The following is a 21,910-nucleotide window of genomic DNA, read 5'->3' on the forward strand; positions in this document are numbered from 1 at the left end:
TTTATGGAACAACAATTAAGAGAAATAGAGATTAAACCGAATAAAATTGCCTTTCAGGCTGCTATTGCCTTCTCGCTGTATACATTGGCGCTGGTATTTATATTCAAATTATTGAATATTGATACACAGGATGAGCATATCAGCGTGCCTACAAGGATTATTAGTATGGTCTGCAGTTATGTGCCTTTTATACTGGCAATTTTGTATGCACAGACCAAATACAGAACTGAGCTTGGTGGTTATATGAGTTTCGGCAAGGCATTTTCTGCTGGTTTTAAAGTTGCAGCTTATTCGGGTTTATTTATAGCGCTGTTGTTTGTTTTATATTATAAAGTATTGGATACTTCGGCTTTAGACCACTCTGTTGAGATGGCACTTGAAAAAGCTGGTGACGATCCTAAAGCAGTTAAGGGAGTAGAAATGATGAAACCTTATCTGGCCGTATTTATAGGGTTTGGAGCCGCGATTACTTATACTCTTTTTGGGCTGATTTTAAGTCTTATTGGTGCTGCGGTATTGAAAAAAGAGAACCCTGCTGTTTAGTAGATTGTAACCGCAATCTCCTGGCTGATCATAGCCTGAAACAGAAGATAAATAGCAAACGTGCAGGTTTTATCATTTTAATTGATAAAATTTGCACGTTATTTTTACTTGAATTTATACTGCATGGACATTTCTGTTGTCATTCCCCTGTTTAACGAAGACGAATCATTGCCCGAACTGACTGCCTGGATTGCCAGGGTAATGTCTGACAATAATTTTTCTTACGAAATCCTTTTTGTTGATGATGGCAGTACGGATACCTCATGGCAAGTAATTGAGGAATTGAAAAAGACTTATCCGGCTGTCAAAGCGATTAAGTTCAGACGTAACTATGGGAAATCTGCCGCACTGAATGTAGCTTTTGAAGCTTCACAGGGCGATGTGATTATTACCATGGATGCAGATTTACAGGATAGTCCGGACGAAATTCCAGAACTATACCGCAGATTAAAGGAAGAGAGATTCGATATCATCTCCGGATGGAAAAAGAAACGTTACGATCCGATTACCAAAACTATTCCTACTAAATTATTCAATGCTGCAACCCGTAAAATGTCCGGCATACAGCTAAATGATTTCAACTGTGGCTTAAAGGCATACCGTTCTGATGTGGTGAAAACAATAGAGGTTTATGGTGAAATGCACCGTTATATCCCTGTCATTGCTAAATGGGCAGGGTTTAAAAATATAGGAGAGCAAGTTGTAGAACACCGTGCGCGTAAATACGGAGTAACCAAATTTGGTTTCAGCCGTTTTATCAATGGTTTCCTGGACTTGCTATCTATCTTTTTTGTTGGAAAATTCGGTAAAAGACCCATGCATTTTTTTGGCTCGCTTGGCGTATTGAGCTTTATGGTCGGTACCATTATGGCTTTATGGATTATCGGTGAAAAATTATATCATATCTCGATGAACCTGCCTATCAAAAGAGAAGTCACTGATCAGCCTGGGTTTTATATTGCATTAGTAGCCATTATTGTAGGTTCACAACTCTTTCTTACTGGATTTGTAGCTGAACTGGTTACCCGTAATGCACCTGAACGCAACGACTATCTGATAGAAAAAGAAATACTTTAAGCATGTTTTTTTCGATCATTATCCCTTTATATAACCGGCCGCAGGAGATAGACGAACTCCTGGCTACACTTTGTGTGCAAACTTATACGCAATTTGAAGTTGTGGTGATTGAAGATGGTTCTTCGCTCACTGCAAAGGAAATTGTAAACAGTTATGCGGACAAACTGGATATTAAATATTTCTTCAAGCCAAATGGCGGACAAGGCTTTGCCCGGAACTATGGTTTTGAAAGAGCGAAAGGAGATTATTTTGTCATCTTTGACTCTGACTGTCTTATCCCGCATGATTACCTGGAAACAGTAAAGGATTACTTATTTGACCATCATCTGGATGCTTATGGAGGCCCGGATGCTGCACATGAGAGCTTTACCCCGGTCCAAAAAGCAATCAGTTATGGGATGACTTCGGTTTTTACCACTGGCGGAATCCGTGGAAACGAAAAACATGTTGGACAATTTCATCCCAGAAGCTTCAATATGGGAGTTTCCAGAGCAGTATGGGAGAAAGTTGGCGGATTTATACTAACCAGGCTGGGAGAGGATATTGAATATAGTATCCGTATTCATCAGCATGGTTTTAAGATTGGTTTGATTCCCGGAGCGAAAGTTTTTCATAAAAGAAGAACGAGTATGTTCCAGTTTTATAAGCAGATTCACTTTTTTGGCCGTGCCAGGATCAATATCTACAAACATTTTCCTTCCGAACTGAAATTGGTACATTTTTTTCCTGCCGTATTCACTTTAGGTGTCATCGCGCTGTTAGTATTGAATGTTTTTTATCCCCCTCTTGCTTATTTTGGGAATATATTTCTTCTGGTATACTTTATGCTGATATTTTTTCATTCCCTGGTGCTAAATAAATCGTTGAAAGTTGCATTTTTGAGTATTATTTCCTCATTCATACAATTGACAGCTTACGGATTAGGATTTATACAAGATTTTTTCAAAAGAATAGTACTTAAAAAACAATGATAAACTTTTTAAAGGAGAGCACGTTTATAGTGAATGTAGTGATCCGCAAAGCCTGGGAAGTAACCAAAAGGAATTATTTTTCCATTGCTACTTTATGCTTTCTGATGTTCATCACATCTAATGCATCGAGTTTAATGGCATTTTTCCTGAAAGACGTAAATAAAGGATTAAGTATATTGATGGCGTTTTTTTTCGCCTTATTGTATTTTACCATTAATCTTTCGCTGCTGAAATACATTTTTCACCTGTTGGATAATGAGGAGATTGATGTCAGTATTGTCAGTACACTGCCTACCCGCCAGCAAATCATCCGGTTTATTGTAGGAATGCTTTATTTTATGCTGGTTATTATCGGCGTTTACGCTGTCGTAATTTTAGTCGCGTTTCCTTTTATTTATACGGGCATAAAGATGAACGTGATTACCAATATCGCTGTTTCGGTAGGTATTGTAGCCATATTTATCACCTGGGTAAGGATTTCCTTTTTTCCTTTTTTTATTATTGATAAAAACCAGCCTCCATTTGGCTCATTAAAATTCAGTTTAGCGATCACTAAAGGGAATTTCACTAAAATATTAATGTTATTGCTGGTATTGGGCGGATTTCATGTCTTGTATTTATTCCTGAATTACCTGCAGTGGCCTGTAATTGCATTTTTCGTTAATATATTGAGTTCATTTATTATTGTTCCTTTATCCAGTGTAGCCTTAACAATTGCTTATAGAATGATGACTGGCGCTTATAAAGGAGACGAAAACGATATTATTCACAACATAGTTTAAAACCAGTTTATGGGAATAAAAGCGGCATTAAGTAAACCCTTTGCAGCCTTTATTGTAAAAGGGGTAACCCGATGGAAAAAAGATGCGGTAGCTGCACAAAAGGAAACTTTCAGGCAGCTGATCGATGCTGCTCAGGATACTGCTTTCGGCAAAGACCATCAATTCTCTTCCATTAAGAACTACGAGGATTTTAAAAAGCAAGTTCCGGTCAGGGATTATGAAGAATTGCGGCCTTATATTGACCGGGTAGTTGCCGGAGAAAAAGATGTCATGTGGAAGGGGAAACCTGCTTACTTTGCAAAAACTTCCGGTACAACTTCAGGTGCAAAATACATTCCGATTTCTAAAGAATCAATGCCTGAGCATTTGAAAGCAGCACGTAATGCGCTGCTGACTTATATTCATGAAACAGGCAATGCTGATTTTGTAAATGGCAAAATGATTTTTTTACAGGGCAGCCCTGTCATGACCGAGAAGAATGACATCAAAGTAGGCCGTTTATCGGGTATTGTAGCGAATCTTGTACCTGCTTACTTGCAAAAAAACAGATTACCATCTTATCAAACCAATTGTATTGAAGATTGGGAAGAAAAAGTTGAAGCGATAGTCAAAGAAACTTATCATCAGGATATGACTTTGATTTCGGGGATACCACCCTGGGTGCAGATGTATTTTGACCGTTTGATAGAGAAATCGAATGGGAAGCAGATCAAGGATATTTTTAAAAATTTTCAGTTGTTTGTTTATGGTGGAGTGAATTACGAACCTTACCGTACAAAAATTGAGACCAGTATTGGCAGAAAAATTGATTCAATAGAAACTTATCCTGCTTCAGAAGGATTTATAGCTTATCAGGATAGTCAGCAGGATAAAAGTTTATTGCTATTGGCCAAAGCAGGCATGTTTTATGAATTTATTCCTGCGGATGAATACTATAATGATAACCCTGCCCGTTTGAGTCTGGAAGAAGTAGAATTGGATAAAAACTATGCTTTGATATTGAATACGAATGCAGGACTTTGGGGTTACAGCATCGGCGACACCGTTAAATTTGTCTCTAAAAATCCCTATAAAATTCTTGTCACCGGCAGGATTAAACATTTTATCTCGGCTTTCGGTGAACATGTGATCGGAGAAGAGGTGGAACAGGCGTTATTAAGTGTAGCGAATGAACAGGGGGTTGGAATTACAGAATTTACTGTAGCGCCTCAGGTGAATCCTGGAGCAGGTGAATTGCCTTACCACGAATGGTTTATTGAGTTTTCCAAAGCGCCCGGAGACCTGATTGCTTTTAGTAAAAAAGTAGATAAGGCTTTACAAGAAAAAAATATTTACTACTTTGACCTTATTGAAGGCAAAATTTTGCAGCCGCTGGTTATTCGGACCTTACAAAAAGATGCATTTGTAACTTATATGCGTTCACAAGGTAAGCTGGGGGGGCAGAATAAAGTTCCCCGTCTGTCTAATGATAGAAAGATTGCAGATAGCCTGATTAATTTGATAAACAAGATTTGAAAAATATAGCTATACTGGGGTCCACTGGATCTGTAGGCACCCAAGCCCTTGACGTGATTCGTGCGAATCCTGAATTATACAGGGTTTGTGCATTGACGGCTAATGCAAACGCTGCTTTACTGATTCAGCAGGCCATGGAATTTAAACCTCAATTGGTTGTAATCGGTGATGAAGGCCAATATGCAGCAGTGAAAAATGCACTTTCTGGTCAGGGAATGAATATTCTTTGCGGGGAAGATGCTTTATGCGAAGCGGCTTCTTTAACAGCTGCCGATTTTGTACTGACTGCAATTATGGGGTCTGTTGGCTTAAGACCAACTATTGCAGCCATTAAAGCGAAGAAAAAGATTGGCCTGGCTAATAAGGAGACTTTAGTGGTAGCAGGAGAACTGATTACACAGCTGGCTGCTGAAAATGGAGTAACAATTATCCCGGTAGACTCTGAGCATTCTGCAATTTTTCAATGTCTGGTAGGGGAGGAACTGAGTTCGATAGAAAAAATATACATCACAGCCTCTGGCGGACCGTTCAGAGGAAAAGACCGTGATTTCGTAGCTAAAGTTAAGAAGGAACAAGCTTTAAAACATCCAAACTGGGTAATGGGCGCAAAGATCACTATTGATTCTGCTTCCTTAATGAACAAGGGGCTTGAAGTGATTGAAGCTAAGTGGTTGTTCGATCTGGATATCAGTCAGATAGATGTTATTGTGCATCCGCAATCTGTGGTGCATTCTATCGTGCAGTTTAACGATGGATCAATGAAAGCGCAGCTGGGTGTTCCGGACATGAAATTGCCGATTCACTATGCAATGGCTTACCCGGAGAGAATACAAAGTAAGTTTCCACGTTTTAATTTCATGGATTATCCAGAATTGACCTTCTCCAAACCTGATATGGATACTTTCCGTAACCTTCAGCTTGCCTATATGGCCTTAGAAAAAGGTGGTAATATGCCTTGTATCATCAACGCAGCTAATGAAGTAGTTGTTGAGGCCTTCTTAAATGACCGCATTGGATTCCTCGAAATGAGTGATGTCATTGAGCAGTGTATGTCTGATTTAACCTTTATTCAAGCACCCAGCCTGAATAATTATTTAGAAACTGACCAGCATACGCGTATATTTGCCCGTCAGTTAGTAACAAAAAAACATTTAGCGATCTAATATTCAAAAGTAAAAACACTATATAAAATATGAACGGATTAATTATGGTTGCCCAATTGTTATTGGGATTATCAATATTAGTAATCTTGCACGAACTAGGACATTTTCTTGCGGCACGTGCCTTTGGTATTAAAGTTGAGAAATTCTATCTGTTTTTTGATGCATGGGGTGTAAAATTATTCAGTATCAAAAGTGGTGATGTAGAATATGGTATTGGCTGGCTGCCTTTGGGCGGTTATGTTAAAATTGCCGGAATGATTGATGAGTCTATGGATAAAGAAGCGATGGCTTTGCCTCCTCAGCCCTGGGAATTCAGATCTAAACCAGCATGGCAGCGTTTAATCGTGATGCTTGCGGGTATTTTTGTGAACATTGTTGTAGGTATCTTTATTTTCTGGATGCTTACCTTTAAGTTCGGTGAGACTTTTATCCCAAACAGTTCTGTTAAAAATGGGATTAATCCAGGAAGTATAGGAAGAGAGATCGGTTTGAAACAAGGTGATCATGTTATTGCGGTAAATGGTAAAAAAGTTATCCGTTTTGATGAATTAACCAGCTCAAAAGTATTATTGGATAATACGAACCTTACAATTGTGCGTGAGGGTAAAACTTTAGATATCAAAGTTCCTGATAATCTTTTAAATAAGGTTGCAGATCTTGGTCTGGAAGAGTTTATCAGCCGTACACCATTGTTAAGTACTGTAGTAGATACAGTGGTTGCTGGTCGTTCTGCATTTAAAGTAGGGATGAAAAAAGGTGACCGGATTGTTGCGGTTAACGGAGTTCCTGTGAAATTCGATGCCGACATTCGCAGAGAGTTGAAAAAAGAGAAAAATAAGAAACTGATTGTTGAGGCTTACCGCGGAAATGAAAAACTTAATTTTGAAGTCAGCACTGATAGCGTAGGTACCATCGGGATGGGCTTTAATCCGAATGAAATCAAATTGGAAACAATTAACTATGGTTTCTTTGAGGCTTTACCAATTGGTGTAAACCAGGCCTGGATTACTTTCACCGATAATGGTAAAGGTATATGGAAAGTATTAACGGGTAAGATCAAGGCAAATAAGGCTTTTGCTGGCCCTGTTGCCTTAGCACAGAAGGTTTATGGTGGGGTTTGGATCTGGTCGCATTTCTGGGCTTCTACAGCGTTAATTTCTATCGCCCTGGCATTTATGAACTTATTGCCAATACCAGCACTTGATGGTGGGCACGTAGTATTCCTGATTGTGGAAATGATTAAAGGTAAGCCTGTAAGTGATAAGTTTTTAGAAGGTGCCCAGATGGTTGGCTTCGTAATCTTGTTGAGTTTGATGGTCTTTGTGCTCGGAAACGATATTTTCAAAGCCTTTATTCAGTAGCGCTATATGGACTATTTTGAGTTTTATAAGCTGCCTGTATCTTTTAATCCGGATGCCCAGCTGGTGAAACAGCAGTTTTATGCGTTGAGTAAAAAGTATCATCCTGATTTCTATATCAATGAATCTGCCGAAAAGCAAGAGGAAGTTTTAGAGTTATCAACGTTGAATAATAAGGCTTACCAGGTATTGAGTGATCCGCAGAAGCGCCTCCATTATATTCTTGAATTAAAGGGGATGCTGGCAGAAGGAGAGAGTTATGCTCTTCCTCAGGATTTCCTGATGGAAATGATGGATGTGAATGAAGCGCTGATGGAATTGCAGTTTGAACCGGATACGGTGAAGCTGGAAGAGATCAAAAAAGAGATTGATACTATTGCTGGAGCAATGCAGCAGGAGCTGGACAGACTGATAGCTTTGTTTGATAAGCAGAATAAGGACACTGAAGCATTTACTTTGGCAGCGATTAAGGATTTGTACTACAGAAAGAAATACTTGAACAGGATCAACGATAGCCTGCTTAAGATGGGATAGGTGTCCCGCCAATGTAAAAAATAAAGATAACCGGGCATTGCTGTCCCGGTTTTTCTATTTTTGGACAAATCATGAATTTATGAGCACTTTATCCCTTTTTAGAAAAGTAGCAGTTGCTGAAGGTATTTCCTATATCGCACTGATTTTTATCGCAATGCCATTGAAGTACTTTGCGAACATGCCATTGGCTGTAAAGTATACTGGATGGGCGCATGGTGTATTGTTCATGTTTTATGTAGTAATGGTAATCATGTGCTGGATGGAGTACAAATGGAAAATTGGAAAGACGATTTTAGTGTTTTTAGCTTCATTATTGCCTTTTGCGCCTTTTTATGTAGATAAAAAGTTAAAGGAAGAGCCTGTGGGTCAGGTTAAAGCATAAAAGAAGGGGGTTATTTTAAAAATAAGTCTTGGATATATTGGCTTGAATATATACATTTGCATCCCGCTTAATAGCAATGCCCAGTTGGCGGAATTGGTAGACGCGCTGGTCTCAAACACCTGTGGGAAACCGTGCCGGTTCGACTCCGGCACTGGGTACGACTCAAAAGCCTTCGATGAAAATCGGAGGCTTTTTTGGTTTACGCCCGATATGTAAAAATCAGGTAGAAATTGGATCAACTTGGACTGTACTATAAGTTCGGATCAAGTCATAACCTTGTGGAGCAGGCTCTTATTTAAGTATAAATTTTGACACGCTAAACAGAAAATCTTTGCTGTCACGGATGCTCTTATGCCTCTGGAAGTTGTGCTGAAAGCTTTCCATTTGCATGGGAATGACTCAACCGAAACAAGGCCGGGCTGTTCGTAAATAAATTCAAAATAGCTTAAATAATAAAGCTATATCGGCCGGGTACTGCCTGAGTACTGGTCGGGTACTCGTTAGGGTAAGAGCAGTGCTAAAGTAATGCGAGAGCATGGCAAGTCCAAGTCAAAACAACTAGTTGAAATGACTTGGACTTGCCATAGTTAAAGCCCGTTCTCAACCTGTTGTCATCCCGACCACCACTCAGGCACAACCAAACCATAACTAGTTGAAGATTAATGAAATTATAATTTCCCCTTTGACTAACCCACAGACAACTGCGGACAATTGCAGACAGCTGCGGACAATTACGGACATTTTTTACGCATCAGGATAATCTTTAACGCGAATAGCTTACATTGGTGGAAAGGCATTTATTTATTATAGGAAGTTTAACGGGTAAATTTCAAAGGGAATCCTGGACGATTTCATTTTTAAAGCAGCAGTTTGGCGTACTGGTTGTTTCAAAAGTTCTGTACCGGGCACAATGAAAACCGAAAGGCATCAGAGAACTTTCGTCAAAGTAGCAAGCCTGGAAAAATCAGGATCTTTCCTCCCCCTAAGAATTCCACTGAAGCGTTGGCCGATCTCTTATCAAAGTAATCAGGAGCGTTTAATACTGATAAATTGAACTATAAAATCAGGAAGTAATTTGCTTATTAAAGAATCTTAAACATCTGCTTTGAACTCAAAAAATATCAAACCCAAAACTGGAAATTTAATATCATATACTCATTATCAAAAACTAAAGATGACGTTTGAATAATGAAATGAGTTCTTGATAAATTGCAGAAGACCATGGTCTAGGTATTTTATAGTAGGCCTGTTTTATAAGTTGTATATATGAGTGTTTTTTATAGGCAAATCAGCCTATCAACCTTTTCAATTATACCAACTTATGAATCAATCCTTCAAGCTTGCACTCAGGGTCAACTTCCAACCGCCTTGTATAGATCTGCTTTGGTGCTCATGTGCATCCATTGGTGCGCAATCCGATGTTTCAAAATATAACTGCAATAAACTATTTACGCTTCATTTGTCACTTTTGAACATATTTTAGTCACAACAAGCTATTTAGATATCAGGCATAAAAAGGACATTATCGGTTCAAGAAGGCTTAGAAATCTGTCAAGGTGTTCAAAGTATTCCCGCTCATGGGTACTAACCGGAATCGAACACATCGATTCCGGTTTTTTTATGACTTTTCTGGGCTTAATGATGCCTCCCATTGTGTTCAAAGTATTTCGGTTGAAGTGATCAGAAAATGGGAAAATATTGAGCGTAATTGGAAGAGGTAGAAAAAGTCGGCTTATATTCATACTATTGGTATTAAATTTATATAATATTACTTGCTTTGGAAAAAACACATGCTGACGCCTTGTTGATAAATCATGTATTGAAAAGAATCAATCTATCAAAAGATGAACAAATACATTTTACCTCACTTTTTACCTTTAGAAAAATTTTGCCAAGGCAATATCTATTACAGCAAGGGGAGATTTGTAAATATGAGTTTTTTATAGTTGAGGGTTTTTTACGTTCCTTTTTTGTGGATAAACTTGGCAATGATCAAACGCTCAATTTTGCTTTCGAAGACTGGTGGATTTCTGACTCTAAAAGTTTTCTTCAATCGCTCCCCTCCGAAATTAATATTGTCGCACATGAACCTACTTTCGTGATGCAAATAGAAAAGGGAATCTTAGCTCAACTTTATCTTGATTTTCCAATATTTGATAGATTCTGGAGACTGCTAAATCAAAATTTCAATCTATCGCAAAGTGAAAGAGTTTTAAACGCTATTTCAATGAATGGAGCAGAACGGTATCAGGCATTGATTGTTAAATATCCCAAGATTGAATCTCGCTTAGCCCAAAAGCACATTGCTTCCTACCTCGGAATTACGCCTGTATTCCTAAGTATGATCAGGAGAAGCCATTCAAATATTAAATAAGTTTAACCTATAAAATTAAAATAGTTAAACACTTTATTTGGCATTAACAAGGATATTTGGATTTTTAAATCACATCCTTAAATAAGATTATTATGAAATTTGATCATGCGGCTTTACAAGTTCAAAGTATGGACAGCGCAATTGCTTTTTACACAGAAAAGTTAGCCTTTACTCTAAATCACAGCGCTATAAATGAAGAGGAACAAGAGGAATATGCTTTTATCTCCGCTGGTGATGTCCGTATTGAATTAATCCAGGATTTGACTAGTGACTATAGCTTGCCTATATTGAAAAAGCCATTTTGTCCCCATTTATGCATCGAAGTAGAAGATTTGGAGCAAGCTGTAAGTAAGCTGAAAGCGATGGAAATCCCAATACTAAGGGGGCCATTGAAGATTGAGAATGAAGAAACCTGGGTATATTTTTCCGATCCTGATCACAATATCCTTGAATTCATCCAATGGTATAATAAAAAGTAATGGCTCAAATGTAGTTTTACCCTTCTGGCCGGAACCAAAAGGTTTCCTGCTATCCTGCAAATCAACATTGAAAAATAAACGATTTGTTGAGCCATACAGGCAAACTCTTTGAGCCGTGGAAACAACTATAATGGATTTTGAAGCTTGATCTTTATCTCATGAAAAACATCACAAAAATTCAGTTGGGTCAAAGTGGCCCGTTCGTTTCCAAACTTGGTCTAGGCTGTATGCGTATGTCCTCTATCTGGGGCGGCCCTGTACCTGAGGAAACAGAAAGTATAGCTACCATTCATGAAGCCTTGGATAGTGGTATTAATTTTTTGAATACCGGAGACTTTTACGGTGCCGGTCATAATGAAATGCTGATAGGCAAAGCCATTAAAGGAAGACGCGACGATGCCTTTATCAGCGTAAAATTCGGTGCCATCTTTCACAATGGCCGGCCAATAGGAATGGATCTGCGCCCAGTCGCTATCAAGAATTTCATAAACTATTCTCTGACCCGTTTGGGTATTGAAACCATTGACCTCTATCAGCCAAGCCGGATGGACGGCAGTGTGCCGGTAGAAGATATCATTGGAACGGTGGCCGACCTGATTAAAGAAGGTAAAGTTCGTCACATTGGTGTGTCTGAAATTACGGCCGGGCAACTTCGTAAAGCTAATGGCATTCATCCCATCAGCGCGCTGGAGATCGGTTATTCTCTGGCCGACCGTCAAATAGAAAGTGAACTGCTCCCAACAGCAAAAGAATTAGGCATTGGTATAGTGGCTTTTGCGAATACTGCAGAAGGTTTATTAACGGGTGAAATGAAGGCACCACTTGCAGCAAAAGATTACCGTAACCATTTCTCTCGTTTTCAAGGTGAAAACTTAATTAATAACCTGCGAAAAGTAGAAGTATTAAAGCAATTAGCCAGCAACAAGGGGATTACACCAACACAAGTTGCGATCGCCTGGGTGAAGGAGCAAGGAGATCATCTCATGTCTTTAGTAAGCATGAGCCGCAGGTCACGTTTGCCAGAAAATATTGCAGCGATGAATATTGTATTTACGCCAGAAGAAATGAGCACCTTAAACACTACATTTACATCAGGCGCTATATCTGGCGGCACTTACTTACAACGCTAAATGACAAGTCCGGCAGAAATCCTCCCCGGTGTGATCTTCTATTCTTACCTCTCTGCTGAACGGAAAGAGAAAGTATGTTTATGGAACCACCATACCTTAATATTCCAGGTTTCAGGACAGTTTATATTAGAGACTTCTGTGCAAAATATTTCGATGAACGGAGGTGAAATGTTGCTAATTGGCAAAAATCAGCTGGGTACAATTACCAAAACACCACTACCCGGGGGGAACTATGAAACAATTGTTATATCACTGCAGGAGGATCTTTTGCGTAAGATTGTATTAGAAGAAAAGCTTGAAGCAGACCAGAAATATGTCGGTCCGCCAAATATCTTAATTCCGTCTAACGAATTCCTGCAGGGATATTTTCAATCTATAGTTCCTTATGCGCGTAGTTCGGGAGCGACCATGACAGACGCTATGGGCATTCTTAAAGTGAAAGAAGGAGTTAAACTGCTGCTGCTTGCCCTTCCGGCACTTCGCAACTTTTTATTTGACTTTTCAGAACCTTATAAGATTGACTTGGGAAGGTTCATGCTCAGCAACTTTCATTTCAATGTTCCTGTCGGAAAATTTGCGCAGCTGACTGGCCGCAGCCTGGCAGCTTTCAAACGTGACTTCCAAAAAACTTTTGGCTCACCACCACGTCAGTGGTTGCAGGACAGGCGGCTGACCGAAGCAAAGCACCTTATCGAAACCAAGCACCAAAAGCCTTCGGCGATTTATCTTGACCTGGGTTTTGAAAGCCTGTCCCACTTCTCGCATTCCTTCAAGAAAAAATTTGGCGTGGCACCTACTGAACTCAATTGCGATCGAAAGTTGTTCAATTGACAGGCTTCTAATCCTGATCAGAATTTGCGCTCCGCATCTCTGGAATCCGATGTCTTTCTCTTATCTTTGCCGATAACTCAATATTCTCATACTGTGATTAATGTAAATAACATCTCCGTTTCATTTGGTGGAACCGTCCTGTTCAGTGACGTCACCTTTTCGATAAACGAGAACGATAAGATTGCCCTGATGGGTAAAAATGGCGCGGGCAAGTCGACCATTCTAAAGATCATTGCCAATGCGGCTAAACCTACTTCTGGTAACGTAACCGGTCCAAAGGACGCGGTAATAGCGTATTTGCCACAGCATTTGCTTACCCAGGATAAGGTTACCGTTTTTGAAGAAACGATGAAAGCTTTCGAAGAGGTCAACCAGATGCAAAAAGAGCTTGATGAGGTGAATGAGCAGCTCACTATCCGTACCGACTACGAAAGTGACGATTACATGAAGCTGATTGAACGCATGTCAGAACTGAGCGAGAAATTTTATTCGATCGAAGAGACCAATTATGATGCAGAGGTAGAAAAGGTGTTGAAAGGGCTGGGCTTCGAGCGCAAGGACTTTACCCGCCAAACTTCGGAATTTTCAGGTGGATGGCGGATGCGTATCGAATTAGCCAAAATTCTGTTAAAGAAACCTGATCTCATCTTACTTGATGAGCCTACCAACCACATGGATATCGAAAGTATACAATGGTTGGAAGATTTCCTGATCAATTCGGCAAAGGCGGTTATGGTCATCTCACACGATCGTGCCTTTGTAGATAACATTACCAATCGTACCATTGAGGTGACCATGGGTAAAATATACGATTACAAAGCAAAATATAGCCATTATCTCCAATTACGTGCTGATCGTCGTGTACACCAATTGAAAGCTTACGAAGAACAACAACGTTTTATTGCAGATAACCAGGAGTTCATAGACCGGTTCAGGGGAACTTACTCTAAAACTCTGCAGGTGCAATCGCGTGTAAAGATGCTCGAAAAGCTCGAAGTGATTGAGATCGATGAAGTAGATACTTCGGCATTACGATTGAAATTCCCACCATCACCGCGTTCTGGTCAATATCCTGTGATTGTAGAAGACCTGACTAAAACTTACGGAGATCATGTGGTGTTCGAAAAAGCAGCCATGGTAATCGAACGTGGAGAAAAAGTGGCTTTTGTCGGTAAAAATGGTGAAGGTAAATCGACCATGATCAAAGCCATTATGAACGAGATCGATTTTGAAGGAAGTTTAAAAGTAGGTCACAATGCAAAGATTGGATACTTTGCCCAAAACCAGGCTGCGTTGCTTGACGGGAACTTAACTGTATTCGAAACCATTGACCAGATTCCACTAAGTGATGGTTCTATAAAAATTAAAGACCTTTTGGGTGCCTTTATGTTCAGCGGTGATGATACTACGAAGAAAGTTAAGGTACTTTCTGGAGGAGAGAAAACCCGTTTAGCTATGATCAAGTTGCTGTTAGAACCTGTAAATGTGTTAATACTGGATGAGCCAACTAACCATTTAGATATGAAGACTAAAGATATTATCAAAGATGCGCTTAAGGATTTTGATGGAACTTTGATATTGGTATCCCATGATCGGGATTTCCTGGATGGGTTGGCTGAAAAAGTATTCGAGTTTGGAAATAAACGCGTTCGCGAGCACTTCTCGGGTATCAAAGAGTTCTTAGCCTATAAGAAAATGGCCAGCTTAAAAGAAATCGAACAAGGCTAATCTTTTTGTTCCTGCTTATGGAACACGATCTAAAAGCCTCCGATTTTGCAATGCTCCATAAAATGTCTAATTTTTTGGAGCATTGCAAAATCGGAGGCTTTTTTGTTTTTTTTAACTGATTTCTTCACGCAGAACAAATATCTTTAGGTATTAAACAGGTAAAATGAATAATACAAGAGTATATAAAATGTCTTTTGCATCCGTTTATCCACATTACATTCAAAAAGCAGAGAAAAAGAGGCGGACAAAAGATGAAGTAGATGAAATTATATTCTGGTTGACAGGATATGATCAGCAAATGCTGCAGCAACAACTGGACAACAGAACTGATTTTGAAACCTTTTTTGCTCAGGCACCGCAAATAAATTCAAATGTTTCAAAAATCACCGGTGTAATCTGCGGTTACCGTGTAGAAGAAATCAAAGAAGAGCTCATGCAAAAAATACGTTATTTAGATAAGCTAATTGATGAATTGGCAAAAGGGAAAGCAATGGATAAGATTTTAAGGAAGTAAGCAATAAACGATCATATTTCAATTTCGGTTTTAAAGACCACTGTAGCATTACCTTTTATCTTAATCAGTACTGGTAAATCGTTCTCAATTCTAACGCTGACATTTATCACCCCGGCTCTATTGAGCTTTTCCCCTTGTTTACCATTAAATTCAAATAAATTCTGCTGAAAACCGGCAATTTTATTCTGTATAAGATATCCACCCAATGGCCCGTTTGCATTACCTGTAACCGGGTCTTCATTGATTCCGATGGCTGGAGCAAACATTCTTCCATGTGTGAGTATGTCTTCATCATCCGATTCAAATGTGAATACAAAATATCCATTACAATTAAGCTGTTTACTTAGCGCAATCAAAGTACTATAATTTGGATTCAGCGCATTTAGCTTTTGCCTGCTTTTTATCCCAACCATAACTTTTGAGTGTCCTGTGGACGCAATCTGTACTGGACATCGTTCATCAGTATCCGAATGATCAAGTCCTAAGGCAGCTAATATCTGTTGAGTTGTTGTGGAATCAAACGCAGGACTAAGTTCAAATTTGCCTTGAGTCATAATAACCTGGTAATCCTCATCCTCCTTAACAATCTCGAAAGGAAGCGTACCAACTTTGGTTTTAAATCTTAAAATACAAGAATCCAGATTGTGTTCCATAGCTTTTGCATACATCGCGGCAATTGTAGCGTGTCCACAAATCGGAACCTCAGAAGTTGGTGTAAAATATCTGATCAGGCCATCAGAATCATTGTCGTCAGGAGAAAAAATAAAAGCTGTTTCAGAATTGTTTAATTCTCTTGCAATCTGTTGCATTTGAGTGTCACTTAACCCGTCGGCATTGACAACTACTCCTGCTGAATTTCCGCTAAATCTCTCTTTTGTGAAAGTATCTACTTGATATATTTTAAAGGTTTTCATAGTCGTTCCGGGTTTGTGGTAAGCTGTTGTCTACGTAATTTGCTTATAGTGCAAAGTGATTGGATTTCAAATATATCTAATTTTATAAGCATTATTTCACTTACCTCTCCCGGATTATTCTTGGAAAATGTGTCATAAATAATCAAAATGCGTAGAAATACGATCTGCCTATTGAACATCAATATGCAGGATTTGACGATTCTCTTCCTGGATTTGAAGGTAAGGGTGAGAACTGGTGGCTGGTCTAATTTCTTTACCTCAGTATTCCCGATTACGGAAGATTAGCATCGCAGAAGACCAGTATCGACTCCGGTAGCAGTAAAAAAGAAGATAGTGTTGTAAAAGGTTATTCTTCCCATCAAAAAATGGTAGAGGAGTAGAAAAGTAAAGGGGCTGTTACCCGGTCCTTTTACTTTTATTATCCCAATGCTGTTGCAGTATAACCGAAATGCTTTTTAAAGGCAAAAGAAAAATGAGACAGATCCTCAAATCCAAGATCCAGATAAATTTCATTGGGTGCTTTTTTCTCCTTTTCAATAAGAAAATGAGCTTCTTGCAATCGCCTTTGTATGAGCCAGCGGTTAGGCGTTTGTCTGAATATATCTTTAAAATCTCTTTTAAATGCAGACAGGCTTCTTCCTGTAAGGTAAGCTAATCTTTCAAGGCTTACATTAAACTTGTAGTGCTGTTGCATATAAGCTTCCAGGTCAATTCTGCCAGGTTTTCCAAAGTCAAAGAATAAGTTGACCAATTCTGGTTGTATAGCTAACAGGAGTTGGAGGAGCTTTTCTCTGATCTCGTCTGTACGTTGTATTGTTGCTTCCTGACTTTCGTATGCAGGCAGCTGCTTAAGGATGAAATCTGTAATGGCAGACGGACTATCCAATGGAATAAAAACATCAGAGACAAAATGCCCTGCTGCTGAAATCCCATATTTCTTTTGATATTTCTTCAGAAATTCTTCATCAAATATGACCACAACTTTTTCAAATTCGTTCTGGTCTTTTTGCTTGTTATATCTTGCCAACCTGTTTTTACGCACGATGCAACATTCTCCAGGCTCTATTTTTTTGTGTTTCGTACCATCATAACCATTCATTTTACCTTTGAGTATAAAGATGAAAATGTGTTCGGGCACAAATTGCTCTGGCGAAATCTGCGGACCTAAATAGCAGGAAGTTATTGCTGTAATCTTCATATTGTTTCAATCAAAAGGATGCTGATTTACAGGCTTCCACCATTTTGTAAATACTTGTCTTTGGCCAGTTTTTTAATGTCACTGATTTCCAGAACTTGTTTAGCATAACCATTATGTACTGCATTAATCATAGCCTGTCCCAATTCATTCAGGCTGATGATGTTTTTGGGTGAAAAAACTTTGATGATGTTTACAATAACTACATAAAGCATTTTGGCATTTTTTTGCCCTTTTGCAGGCGACATGCCACCCGGACGGAAATTGTATTGTCCTTTAAAAGGTAATTTTATCAAATCGTTTTCAGTTTTACCTTTTACCCGCGCCCACATTGTTTTACTTTTCTCTGTACTATCAGTATATGCACCAGTGATGTAATTGAAAACCATTGCTGGATTAATCTTAACCAATGTTTTTGCAAATTGCAGGGTTGTATCATAAGTAATGACAGTGTATTTTTCTTCATTAATTCCTAAAGAACTGATACCGGCACAGAAAAAGCAGGCATCATAACCTTTTAATGAATTGCTAAAGTCTTTTATTTTCAAAAAATCAGGGACTAATAATTCCTTTAGTTTGGGATGTGCAATTTCTAAATGTTTTCTATTGACCATCAATATTTCTGTAATAGCATTATTTTGCAGGCATTCTAATAAAACGCCCTGACCAGCCATTCCTGTGGCCCCTGTTACTATTATTTTCATCGTAGATTTAAATTTTGTTCAGGTTATATTTTAATAAACTTTCTGCAGCAGCCAGAACCGCCTGTTCATTGGTTCTGGGTTGCCAGCCTAAAAGTTTTCTTGCTTTTTCATTGCTCGCATTGCGATTGATGCCCAGCATTGGTACAATTGCCCTTGCTTTCGGACTGAATATTGCAGCCAAACGAACAAGCCAATCCGGTAACGTTTTTGTTGACGCATTTTTTGCAGCCTCTGGTAGCTCCTGTTTCAAGAATTGAGAGATCTGCGGCAGAGACATGGTGCCACCTGCCAGTGCAATAAAACGTTGCCCATTAGCTGCAGGATTTGTCATCGCACGAATGTGTAAGTCTGCTACATCACGAACGTCCACAATACCCAAAACCAAATTGGGTATGGTTTTCATGGTGCCATCTAATATGCTTTTCAATAATTCATATCCGCTTGATAAATCAGCATTGAATGATGGACCGAAAATTCCCATTGGATTAATCACCGCAAGTTCTAAGCCCTGGCCTTCTGTTTTGATAAAATCCCAGGCAGCAAGTTCGGCCAGGACTTTAGACTTATTGTATGCTGATAATCCCTTTTCAGCGGGATCAGTCCAGCTCTCTTCTGTAATTAAGGCAGTTTTGACTTTATTGCTATAGCCAACAGCTCCAAAATTAGAAGTCATGACAACGCGTTTTACACCTGCATTTCTTGCGGCTTTCAATACACGAAATGTTCCTTCTACTGCAGGTTTTATCATTTCATTTTCGTCTTTAGGTATTTTTAAATTAATAGGGGATGCAATGTGTAAAACATAGTCGCAGTCTTTTGCTGCTTCATCCCAATTTGCATCTCTGGTTAAATCTGCTTCTATAAATTTAAGCTTATCAAATTGAATAATGCCGGCTGTTTTTAGCATGGCCAGTATTTCTTTTTTACGGTCTAAAGAACGAATTGTAGTTTTTACCTGATAACCTTTTTGCAACAACTGATGGATAGCGTGAATACCCACAAAGCCTGTACCGCCTGTTACTAAAATAAGTGTTTGGTTGTTTTCCTTTATCATAATGATGAGATCAGGATACAAAGATGAGTGTTAATTTGAACTCAAGCTTTGTTGAAAAGTCCAAAGTTTAACTGTCAGGAAGCTCAGTACTTATATTTTTATTGGGAGTGATTGATGTTGATAGCGATCCATAATTCCGGTTTGTACCATCTTTATAAGACCACTGATCCTAAAAAAACAGTTAGTTCATCGTAGAATGTTTGAGAGATATTACATATTTTAAAGCGCAGCGGTAAGCATTTGATGTAACATCCTGATTGGATAATGAATAAAGCATCAAACAAGTAAAGCTTCTTAATTGTATTAAATACAGAAATTAAAATCAAAAGAAATGGGTAAAATTACAGTAAAAGACGGCACTGAAATTTATTATAAAGACTGGGGAACCGGGCAACCACTTTTTTTTCATCACGGTTGGCCTTTATCCGGTGATGATTGGGATGGACAAATGATGTTTTTTCTGAAACAAGGATACAGGGTTATTGCGCATGACCGCAGAGGACATGGAAGATCAAGTCAGGCTTCTGGCGGACATGATATGGATACTTATGCGGCTGATGTTGCAGAGCTTACACAAGCACTGGAGCTGAAAGATGCAATACATATAGGCCACTCCACTGGTGGTGGTGAAGTTATCCGTTACGTAGCAAAGTATGGACAAGGACGTGTGGCAAAAGCAGTACTTATAAGTGCTGTTACTCCAATAATGATACAATCAGAAAATAATCCGGACGGTGTTCCTTCGGCTGTTTTTGATGAGATCCGTGAAGGAACTGCAACTCAGCGCGCGCAATATTTTCAGGATTTTACGATTCCATTTTATGGCTATAATCGTGAAGGCGCAAAAATATCACAAGGTGTCAGAGATAACTGGTGGCGTCAGGGAATGATGGGTGGGGTAAAAGCACATCATGACGGTATTAATGCATTTTCAGAAACAGATTTCACTGAAGATCTTAAAAGTGTAGATATTCCTGTACTGGTTCTGCATGGTGAAGATGATCAGATTGTTCCTTTTCCTATTTCGGGGGCGAAAGCAGTGAAGCTTTTAAAGCATGGAAAACTTATTTCATACCCGGGTTTTCCTCATGGAATGCCAACAACCGAAGCTGAAACCATCAATGCAGATCTTTTAGCTTTCATTAAAAGTTAACTTCTATTCAACAGCTAAAAAACAGTAACAGCTGAATAATTAACACTAAAAAAATGCCCCCAGGCAGTGTACAATCTGCTGAGGGCATTTTTTTTGCTAATCAAATCAATTAATGAACAGGGCTGCCACAGCCTTCACCGTTATCTCCAAGAGAATCTACTCCTGGAATAGTGCCGTCCGGACAAAAAGAAGTACAGGAATTCTGTCTTTTCACACTGCCTTCATAACAAAAACAACTGCAACCTGCAGGAGGAATTGGTTTTCTTCCACCCATAACATCTCTCATGTCTTTTCTTGACAGTTTTTGAACTTCATTTAAAGTTTTCATACTAATTTATTTTAAGTCTTGTTAAGTCAGCTACGAATTACTAGAAGCTTAAATTAAATGTAATGAAATTTATAGATAATAGATTAATTGTAGTTAAATAATTACGAAGAGTTGTGTTTTTTTGTTAATTCAAGCTTATTATATATTTTCTGATCAGCGTTAAGCCTTGCTTGTCTAAAACAGTTGTGGATCCGATCAGGTCAATCCTAATACAGCAGCTATATTGTTTTACAGAATGTAGGTACATTTGACTCGATGTCAACTCCATTAAAATGAAAATCATACCGATCAGGCATATCAATGAAACACGAAAAGAACCGGGTTTATCGGGAAACTTTAGCATCCGGAACCTCAGTGATTTACTTGCCGGACAAGATATGCTACAGGAGCTTCACAGACATGATTTCTTTTATGTTCTTGTTTTAAACAAAGGTATTGGTGATCATGAGATTGATTTTACAACCTATACTATTTGTGATCATTCAGTTTTCTTTATGCGTCCAGGGCAGGTACATCAACTCCGGTTAAAGGCAAAAAGTACTGGGTACCTGATCCAATTTGGAAATGAATTCTTTTGCTCAAATGAAAAAGTATCAAACCAGCTATTGCGCAAAGCAGGCAGTTTCAATTATTATCAGTTTAATCCTGATAAATTTCAAAAGCTACTGGCCATATTAAATCATATTTTCCAGGAATATACTGTCAAAGAAGGGAAATATCAGCAAGTTATTAAAGCAAATATGGATGTTTTCCTGATTGAGCTTATCAGGCAGCAAAACAAAGATATTTCTGAACATGACAACCTCTATTCGCAGGAAATAATGGAAAAGTTCTCAGAATTATTAGAAAAGCATGCTGTTGAACATAAACAAGTAACTCAATATGCAGCTATGCTAAATCTTTCTACGTATCAGCTTAATTCAATCGCTAAGTCAATGCTGGGCAAAACTTGTTCAGCGCTCATTAATGCGTATATGATATTGGAAGCGAAAAGAAATCTTCTGGCAACAGCGAATCAAATTAATCAAATTGCCTGTCATTTAGGATATGAAGATGTTTCCTACTTTATCAGGTTCTTTAAAAAACATACCGGGTATTCTCCTGAGATGTTTAGGCATAACTTAAAATAAATCCTATAAAACTAATTTTTTGTCCTGTCTTCTGGTTGAAACCAGAAGTTA

At 38.7% G+C, this 21,910-nt stretch carries 23 protein-coding genes and 1 tRNA gene; 19 read left to right on the top strand and 5 right to left on the bottom strand.

Annotated elements, in window-relative coordinates; translation table 11 throughout:
• Positions 1-3 precede the first annotated feature (3 nt).
• From AY601_RS00670 to AY601_RS00745, 16 genes are all read left to right on the top strand, one after another.
• Positions 4-543, top strand: a complete 540-nt coding sequence (locus AY601_RS00670; protein ID WP_068395203.1) for a DUF4199 domain-containing protein — start codon at positions 4-6, stop codon at positions 541-543.
• Positions 544-666: 123 nt separating this feature from the next.
• A complete protein-coding gene (locus AY601_RS00675) occupies positions 667-1,620 on the top strand; it encodes a glycosyltransferase family 2 protein (protein ID WP_068395205.1) in 954 nt (317 codons plus the stop codon).
• A 2-nt stretch (positions 1,621-1,622) separates the two neighbouring features.
• Complete coding sequence (locus tag AY601_RS00680) at positions 1,623-2,591, top strand: glycosyltransferase (protein ID WP_068395207.1); 969 nt, start codon at positions 1,623-1,625, stop codon at positions 2,589-2,591.
• Positions 2,588-3,373, top strand: a complete 786-nt coding sequence (locus tag AY601_RS00685; protein ID WP_068395209.1) for a hypothetical protein — start codon at positions 2,588-2,590, stop codon at positions 3,371-3,373. The genes AY601_RS00680 and AY601_RS00685 overlap by 4 nt, the downstream gene beginning before the upstream one ends.
• Before the next feature lie 9 nt (positions 3,374-3,382).
• The gene (locus AY601_RS00690; protein ID WP_068395211.1) at positions 3,383-4,888 is read left to right on the top strand and encodes a GH3 auxin-responsive promoter family protein; all 1,506 of its coding nucleotides are present in this window, start codon (positions 3,383-3,385) and stop codon (positions 4,886-4,888) included.
• Positions 4,885-6,051, top strand: a complete 1,167-nt coding sequence (locus AY601_RS00695) for a 1-deoxy-D-xylulose-5-phosphate reductoisomerase (RefSeq protein ID WP_068395213.1) — start codon at positions 4,885-4,887, stop codon at positions 6,049-6,051. Before AY601_RS00690 ends, AY601_RS00695 begins: the two co-directional genes overlap by 4 nt.
• A gap of 29 nt (positions 6,052-6,080) precedes the next feature.
• Positions 6,081-7,412: an RIP metalloprotease RseP gene (gene rseP, locus AY601_RS00700; RefSeq protein WP_068395215.1), complete on the top strand. Its 1,332-nt coding sequence runs from the start codon at positions 6,081-6,083 to the stop codon at positions 7,410-7,412.
• Positions 7,413-7,418: 6 nt separating this feature from the next.
• Positions 7,419-7,943, top strand: a complete 525-nt coding sequence (hscB, locus tag AY601_RS00705) for a Fe-S protein assembly co-chaperone HscB (RefSeq protein WP_068395217.1) — start codon at positions 7,419-7,421, stop codon at positions 7,941-7,943.
• Between the two features lie 79 nt (positions 7,944-8,022).
• Entirely contained in the window at positions 8,023-8,325 is a 303-nt protein-coding gene (locus AY601_RS00710; RefSeq protein ID WP_068395218.1) for a DUF3817 domain-containing protein, read from the top strand.
• Between the two features lie 78 nt (positions 8,326-8,403).
• Positions 8,404-8,483: transfer RNA gene (locus AY601_RS00715), tRNA-Leu, on the top strand.
• A 1,619-nt stretch (positions 8,484-10,102) separates the two neighbouring features.
• Complete coding sequence (locus tag AY601_RS00720; RefSeq protein WP_084358999.1) at positions 10,103-10,699, top strand: Crp/Fnr family transcriptional regulator; 597 nt, start codon at positions 10,103-10,105, stop codon at positions 10,697-10,699.
• A gap of 92 nt (positions 10,700-10,791) precedes the next feature.
• A complete protein-coding gene (locus tag AY601_RS00725) occupies positions 10,792-11,178 on the top strand; it encodes a VOC family protein (RefSeq protein ID WP_068395221.1) in 387 nt (128 codons plus the stop codon).
• A gap of 158 nt (positions 11,179-11,336) precedes the next feature.
• On the top strand, positions 11,337-12,308 hold the full coding sequence (locus tag AY601_RS00730; RefSeq protein ID WP_068395223.1) for an aldo/keto reductase: 972 nt from the start codon (positions 11,337-11,339) through the stop codon (positions 12,306-12,308).
• Complete coding sequence (locus tag AY601_RS00735) at positions 12,309-13,139, top strand: helix-turn-helix domain-containing protein (protein ID WP_068395225.1); 831 nt, start codon at positions 12,309-12,311, stop codon at positions 13,137-13,139.
• A gap of 93 nt (positions 13,140-13,232) precedes the next feature.
• Positions 13,233-14,867 (top strand): ABC-F family ATP-binding cassette domain-containing protein, encoded by a 1,635-nt coding sequence (locus AY601_RS00740; RefSeq protein ID WP_068395227.1) that lies wholly within the window; start codon positions 13,233-13,235, stop codon positions 14,865-14,867.
• 163 nt (positions 14,868-15,030) lie between these two features.
• Positions 15,031-15,381 (top strand): DUF2200 domain-containing protein, encoded by a 351-nt coding sequence (locus AY601_RS00745; protein WP_068395229.1) that lies wholly within the window; start codon positions 15,031-15,033, stop codon positions 15,379-15,381.
• Positions 15,382-15,392: 11 nt separating this feature from the next.
• Here AY601_RS00745 and AY601_RS00750 read toward each other — a convergent pair whose 3' ends face one another.
• Entirely contained in the window at positions 15,393-16,295 is a 903-nt protein-coding gene (locus AY601_RS00750) for a PhzF family isomerase (protein ID WP_068395231.1), read from the bottom strand.
• A 147-nt stretch (positions 16,296-16,442) separates the two neighbouring features.
• Between AY601_RS00750 and AY601_RS25480 the strand changes: the two genes are divergently transcribed.
• Positions 16,443-16,580, top strand: a complete 138-nt coding sequence (locus AY601_RS25480) for a hypothetical protein (RefSeq protein WP_157287630.1) — start codon at positions 16,443-16,445, stop codon at positions 16,578-16,580.
• A gap of 133 nt (positions 16,581-16,713) precedes the next feature.
• Here AY601_RS25480 and AY601_RS00755 read toward each other — a convergent pair whose 3' ends face one another.
• Genes AY601_RS00755 through AY601_RS00765 form a run of 3 tightly spaced genes read right to left on the bottom strand, consistent with a single transcriptional unit; the run spans position 16,714 to position 19,248 of the window.
• Positions 16,714-17,493, bottom strand: coding sequence for a helix-turn-helix domain-containing protein (locus AY601_RS00755; RefSeq protein ID WP_068395233.1), 780 nt, complete (start codon positions 17,491-17,493; stop codon positions 16,714-16,716).
• 26 nt (positions 17,494-17,519) lie between these two features.
• The gene (locus tag AY601_RS00760) at positions 17,520-18,194 is read right to left on the bottom strand and encodes a hypothetical protein (RefSeq protein ID WP_068395235.1); all 675 of its coding nucleotides are present in this window, start codon (positions 18,192-18,194) and stop codon (positions 17,520-17,522) included.
• A gap of 7 nt (positions 18,195-18,201) precedes the next feature.
• Positions 18,202-19,248 carry an SDR family oxidoreductase gene (locus AY601_RS00765; RefSeq protein ID WP_068395237.1) on the bottom strand — a complete coding sequence of 349 codons (1,047 nt, stop codon included), beginning with the start codon at positions 19,246-19,248 and terminating at the stop codon, positions 18,202-18,204.
• Positions 19,249-19,579: 331 nt separating this feature from the next.
• Here AY601_RS00765 and AY601_RS00770 point away from each other — a divergent pair, with 331 nt between their 5' ends.
• Positions 19,580-20,401, top strand: a complete 822-nt coding sequence (locus AY601_RS00770; protein WP_068395239.1) for an alpha/beta fold hydrolase — start codon at positions 19,580-19,582, stop codon at positions 20,399-20,401.
• A 109-nt stretch (positions 20,402-20,510) separates the two neighbouring features.
• On the opposite strand, the gene AY601_RS00775 is transcribed toward AY601_RS00770, so the two are convergent.
• The gene (locus tag AY601_RS00775) at positions 20,511-20,729 is read right to left on the bottom strand and encodes a TIGR04149 family rSAM-modified RiPP (protein WP_068395242.1); all 219 of its coding nucleotides are present in this window, start codon (positions 20,727-20,729) and stop codon (positions 20,511-20,513) included.
• 272 nt (positions 20,730-21,001) lie between these two features.
• Here AY601_RS00775 and AY601_RS00780 point away from each other — a divergent pair, with 272 nt between their 5' ends.
• Entirely contained in the window at positions 21,002-21,859 is an 858-nt protein-coding gene (locus AY601_RS00780; protein WP_068395244.1) for an AraC family transcriptional regulator, read from the top strand.
• The last annotated feature ends 51 nt before the right edge of the window (positions 21,860-21,910 follow it).

Source organism: Pedobacter cryoconitis (assembly GCF_001590605.1).
Lineage (GTDB): Bacteria > Bacteroidota > Bacteroidia > Sphingobacteriales > Sphingobacteriaceae > Pedobacter > Pedobacter cryoconitis_A.

Excerpts from the sequence above, each read along its gene's own strand:
- AY601_RS00670 (WP_068395203.1), top strand. The coding sequence starts at position 4 with ATGGAACAACAATTAAGAGAAATAGAGATTAAACCGAATAAAATTGCC.
- AY601_RS00675 (WP_068395205.1), top strand. The coding sequence starts at position 667 with ATGGACATTTCTGTTGTCATTCCCCTGTTTAACGAAGACGAATCATTG.
- AY601_RS00680 (WP_068395207.1), top strand. The coding sequence starts at position 1,623 with ATGTTTTTTTCGATCATTATCCCTTTATATAACCGGCCGCAGGAGATA.
- AY601_RS00685 (WP_068395209.1), top strand. The coding sequence starts at position 2,588 with ATGATAAACTTTTTAAAGGAGAGCACGTTTATAGTGAATGTAGTGATC.
- AY601_RS00690 (WP_068395211.1), top strand. The coding sequence starts at position 3,383 with ATGGGAATAAAAGCGGCATTAAGTAAACCCTTTGCAGCCTTTATTGTA.
- rseP (WP_068395215.1), top strand. The coding sequence starts at position 6,081 with ATGAACGGATTAATTATGGTTGCCCAATTGTTATTGGGATTATCAATA.
- hscB (WP_068395217.1), top strand. The coding sequence starts at position 7,419 with ATGGACTATTTTGAGTTTTATAAGCTGCCTGTATCTTTTAATCCGGAT.
- AY601_RS00710 (WP_068395218.1), top strand. The coding sequence starts at position 8,023 with ATGAGCACTTTATCCCTTTTTAGAAAAGTAGCAGTTGCTGAAGGTATT.
- AY601_RS00725 (WP_068395221.1), top strand. The coding sequence starts at position 10,792 with ATGAAATTTGATCATGCGGCTTTACAAGTTCAAAGTATGGACAGCGCA.
- AY601_RS00730 (WP_068395223.1), top strand. The coding sequence starts at position 11,337 with ATGAAAAACATCACAAAAATTCAGTTGGGTCAAAGTGGCCCGTTCGTT.
- AY601_RS00735 (WP_068395225.1), top strand. The coding sequence starts at position 12,309 with ATGACAAGTCCGGCAGAAATCCTCCCCGGTGTGATCTTCTATTCTTAC.
- AY601_RS00745 (WP_068395229.1), top strand. The coding sequence starts at position 15,031 with ATGAATAATACAAGAGTATATAAAATGTCTTTTGCATCCGTTTATCCA.
- AY601_RS00750 (WP_068395231.1), bottom strand. The coding sequence starts at position 16,295 with ATGAAAACCTTTAAAATATATCAAGTAGATACTTTCACAAAAGAGAGA.
- AY601_RS25480 (WP_157287630.1), top strand. The coding sequence starts at position 16,443 with ATGCGTAGAAATACGATCTGCCTATTGAACATCAATATGCAGGATTTG.
- AY601_RS00755 (WP_068395233.1), bottom strand. The coding sequence starts at position 17,493 with ATGAAGATTACAGCAATAACTTCCTGCTATTTAGGTCCGCAGATTTCG.
- AY601_RS00760 (WP_068395235.1), bottom strand. The coding sequence starts at position 18,194 with ATGAAAATAATAGTAACAGGGGCCACAGGAATGGCTGGTCAGGGCGTT.
- AY601_RS00765 (WP_068395237.1), bottom strand. The coding sequence starts at position 19,248 with ATGATAAAGGAAAACAACCAAACACTTATTTTAGTAACAGGCGGTACA.
- AY601_RS00770 (WP_068395239.1), top strand. The coding sequence starts at position 19,580 with ATGGGTAAAATTACAGTAAAAGACGGCACTGAAATTTATTATAAAGAC.
- AY601_RS00775 (WP_068395242.1), bottom strand. The coding sequence starts at position 20,729 with ATGAAAACTTTAAATGAAGTTCAAAAACTGTCAAGAAAAGACATGAGA.
- AY601_RS00780 (WP_068395244.1), top strand. The coding sequence starts at position 21,002 with ATGAAAATCATACCGATCAGGCATATCAATGAAACACGAAAAGAACCG.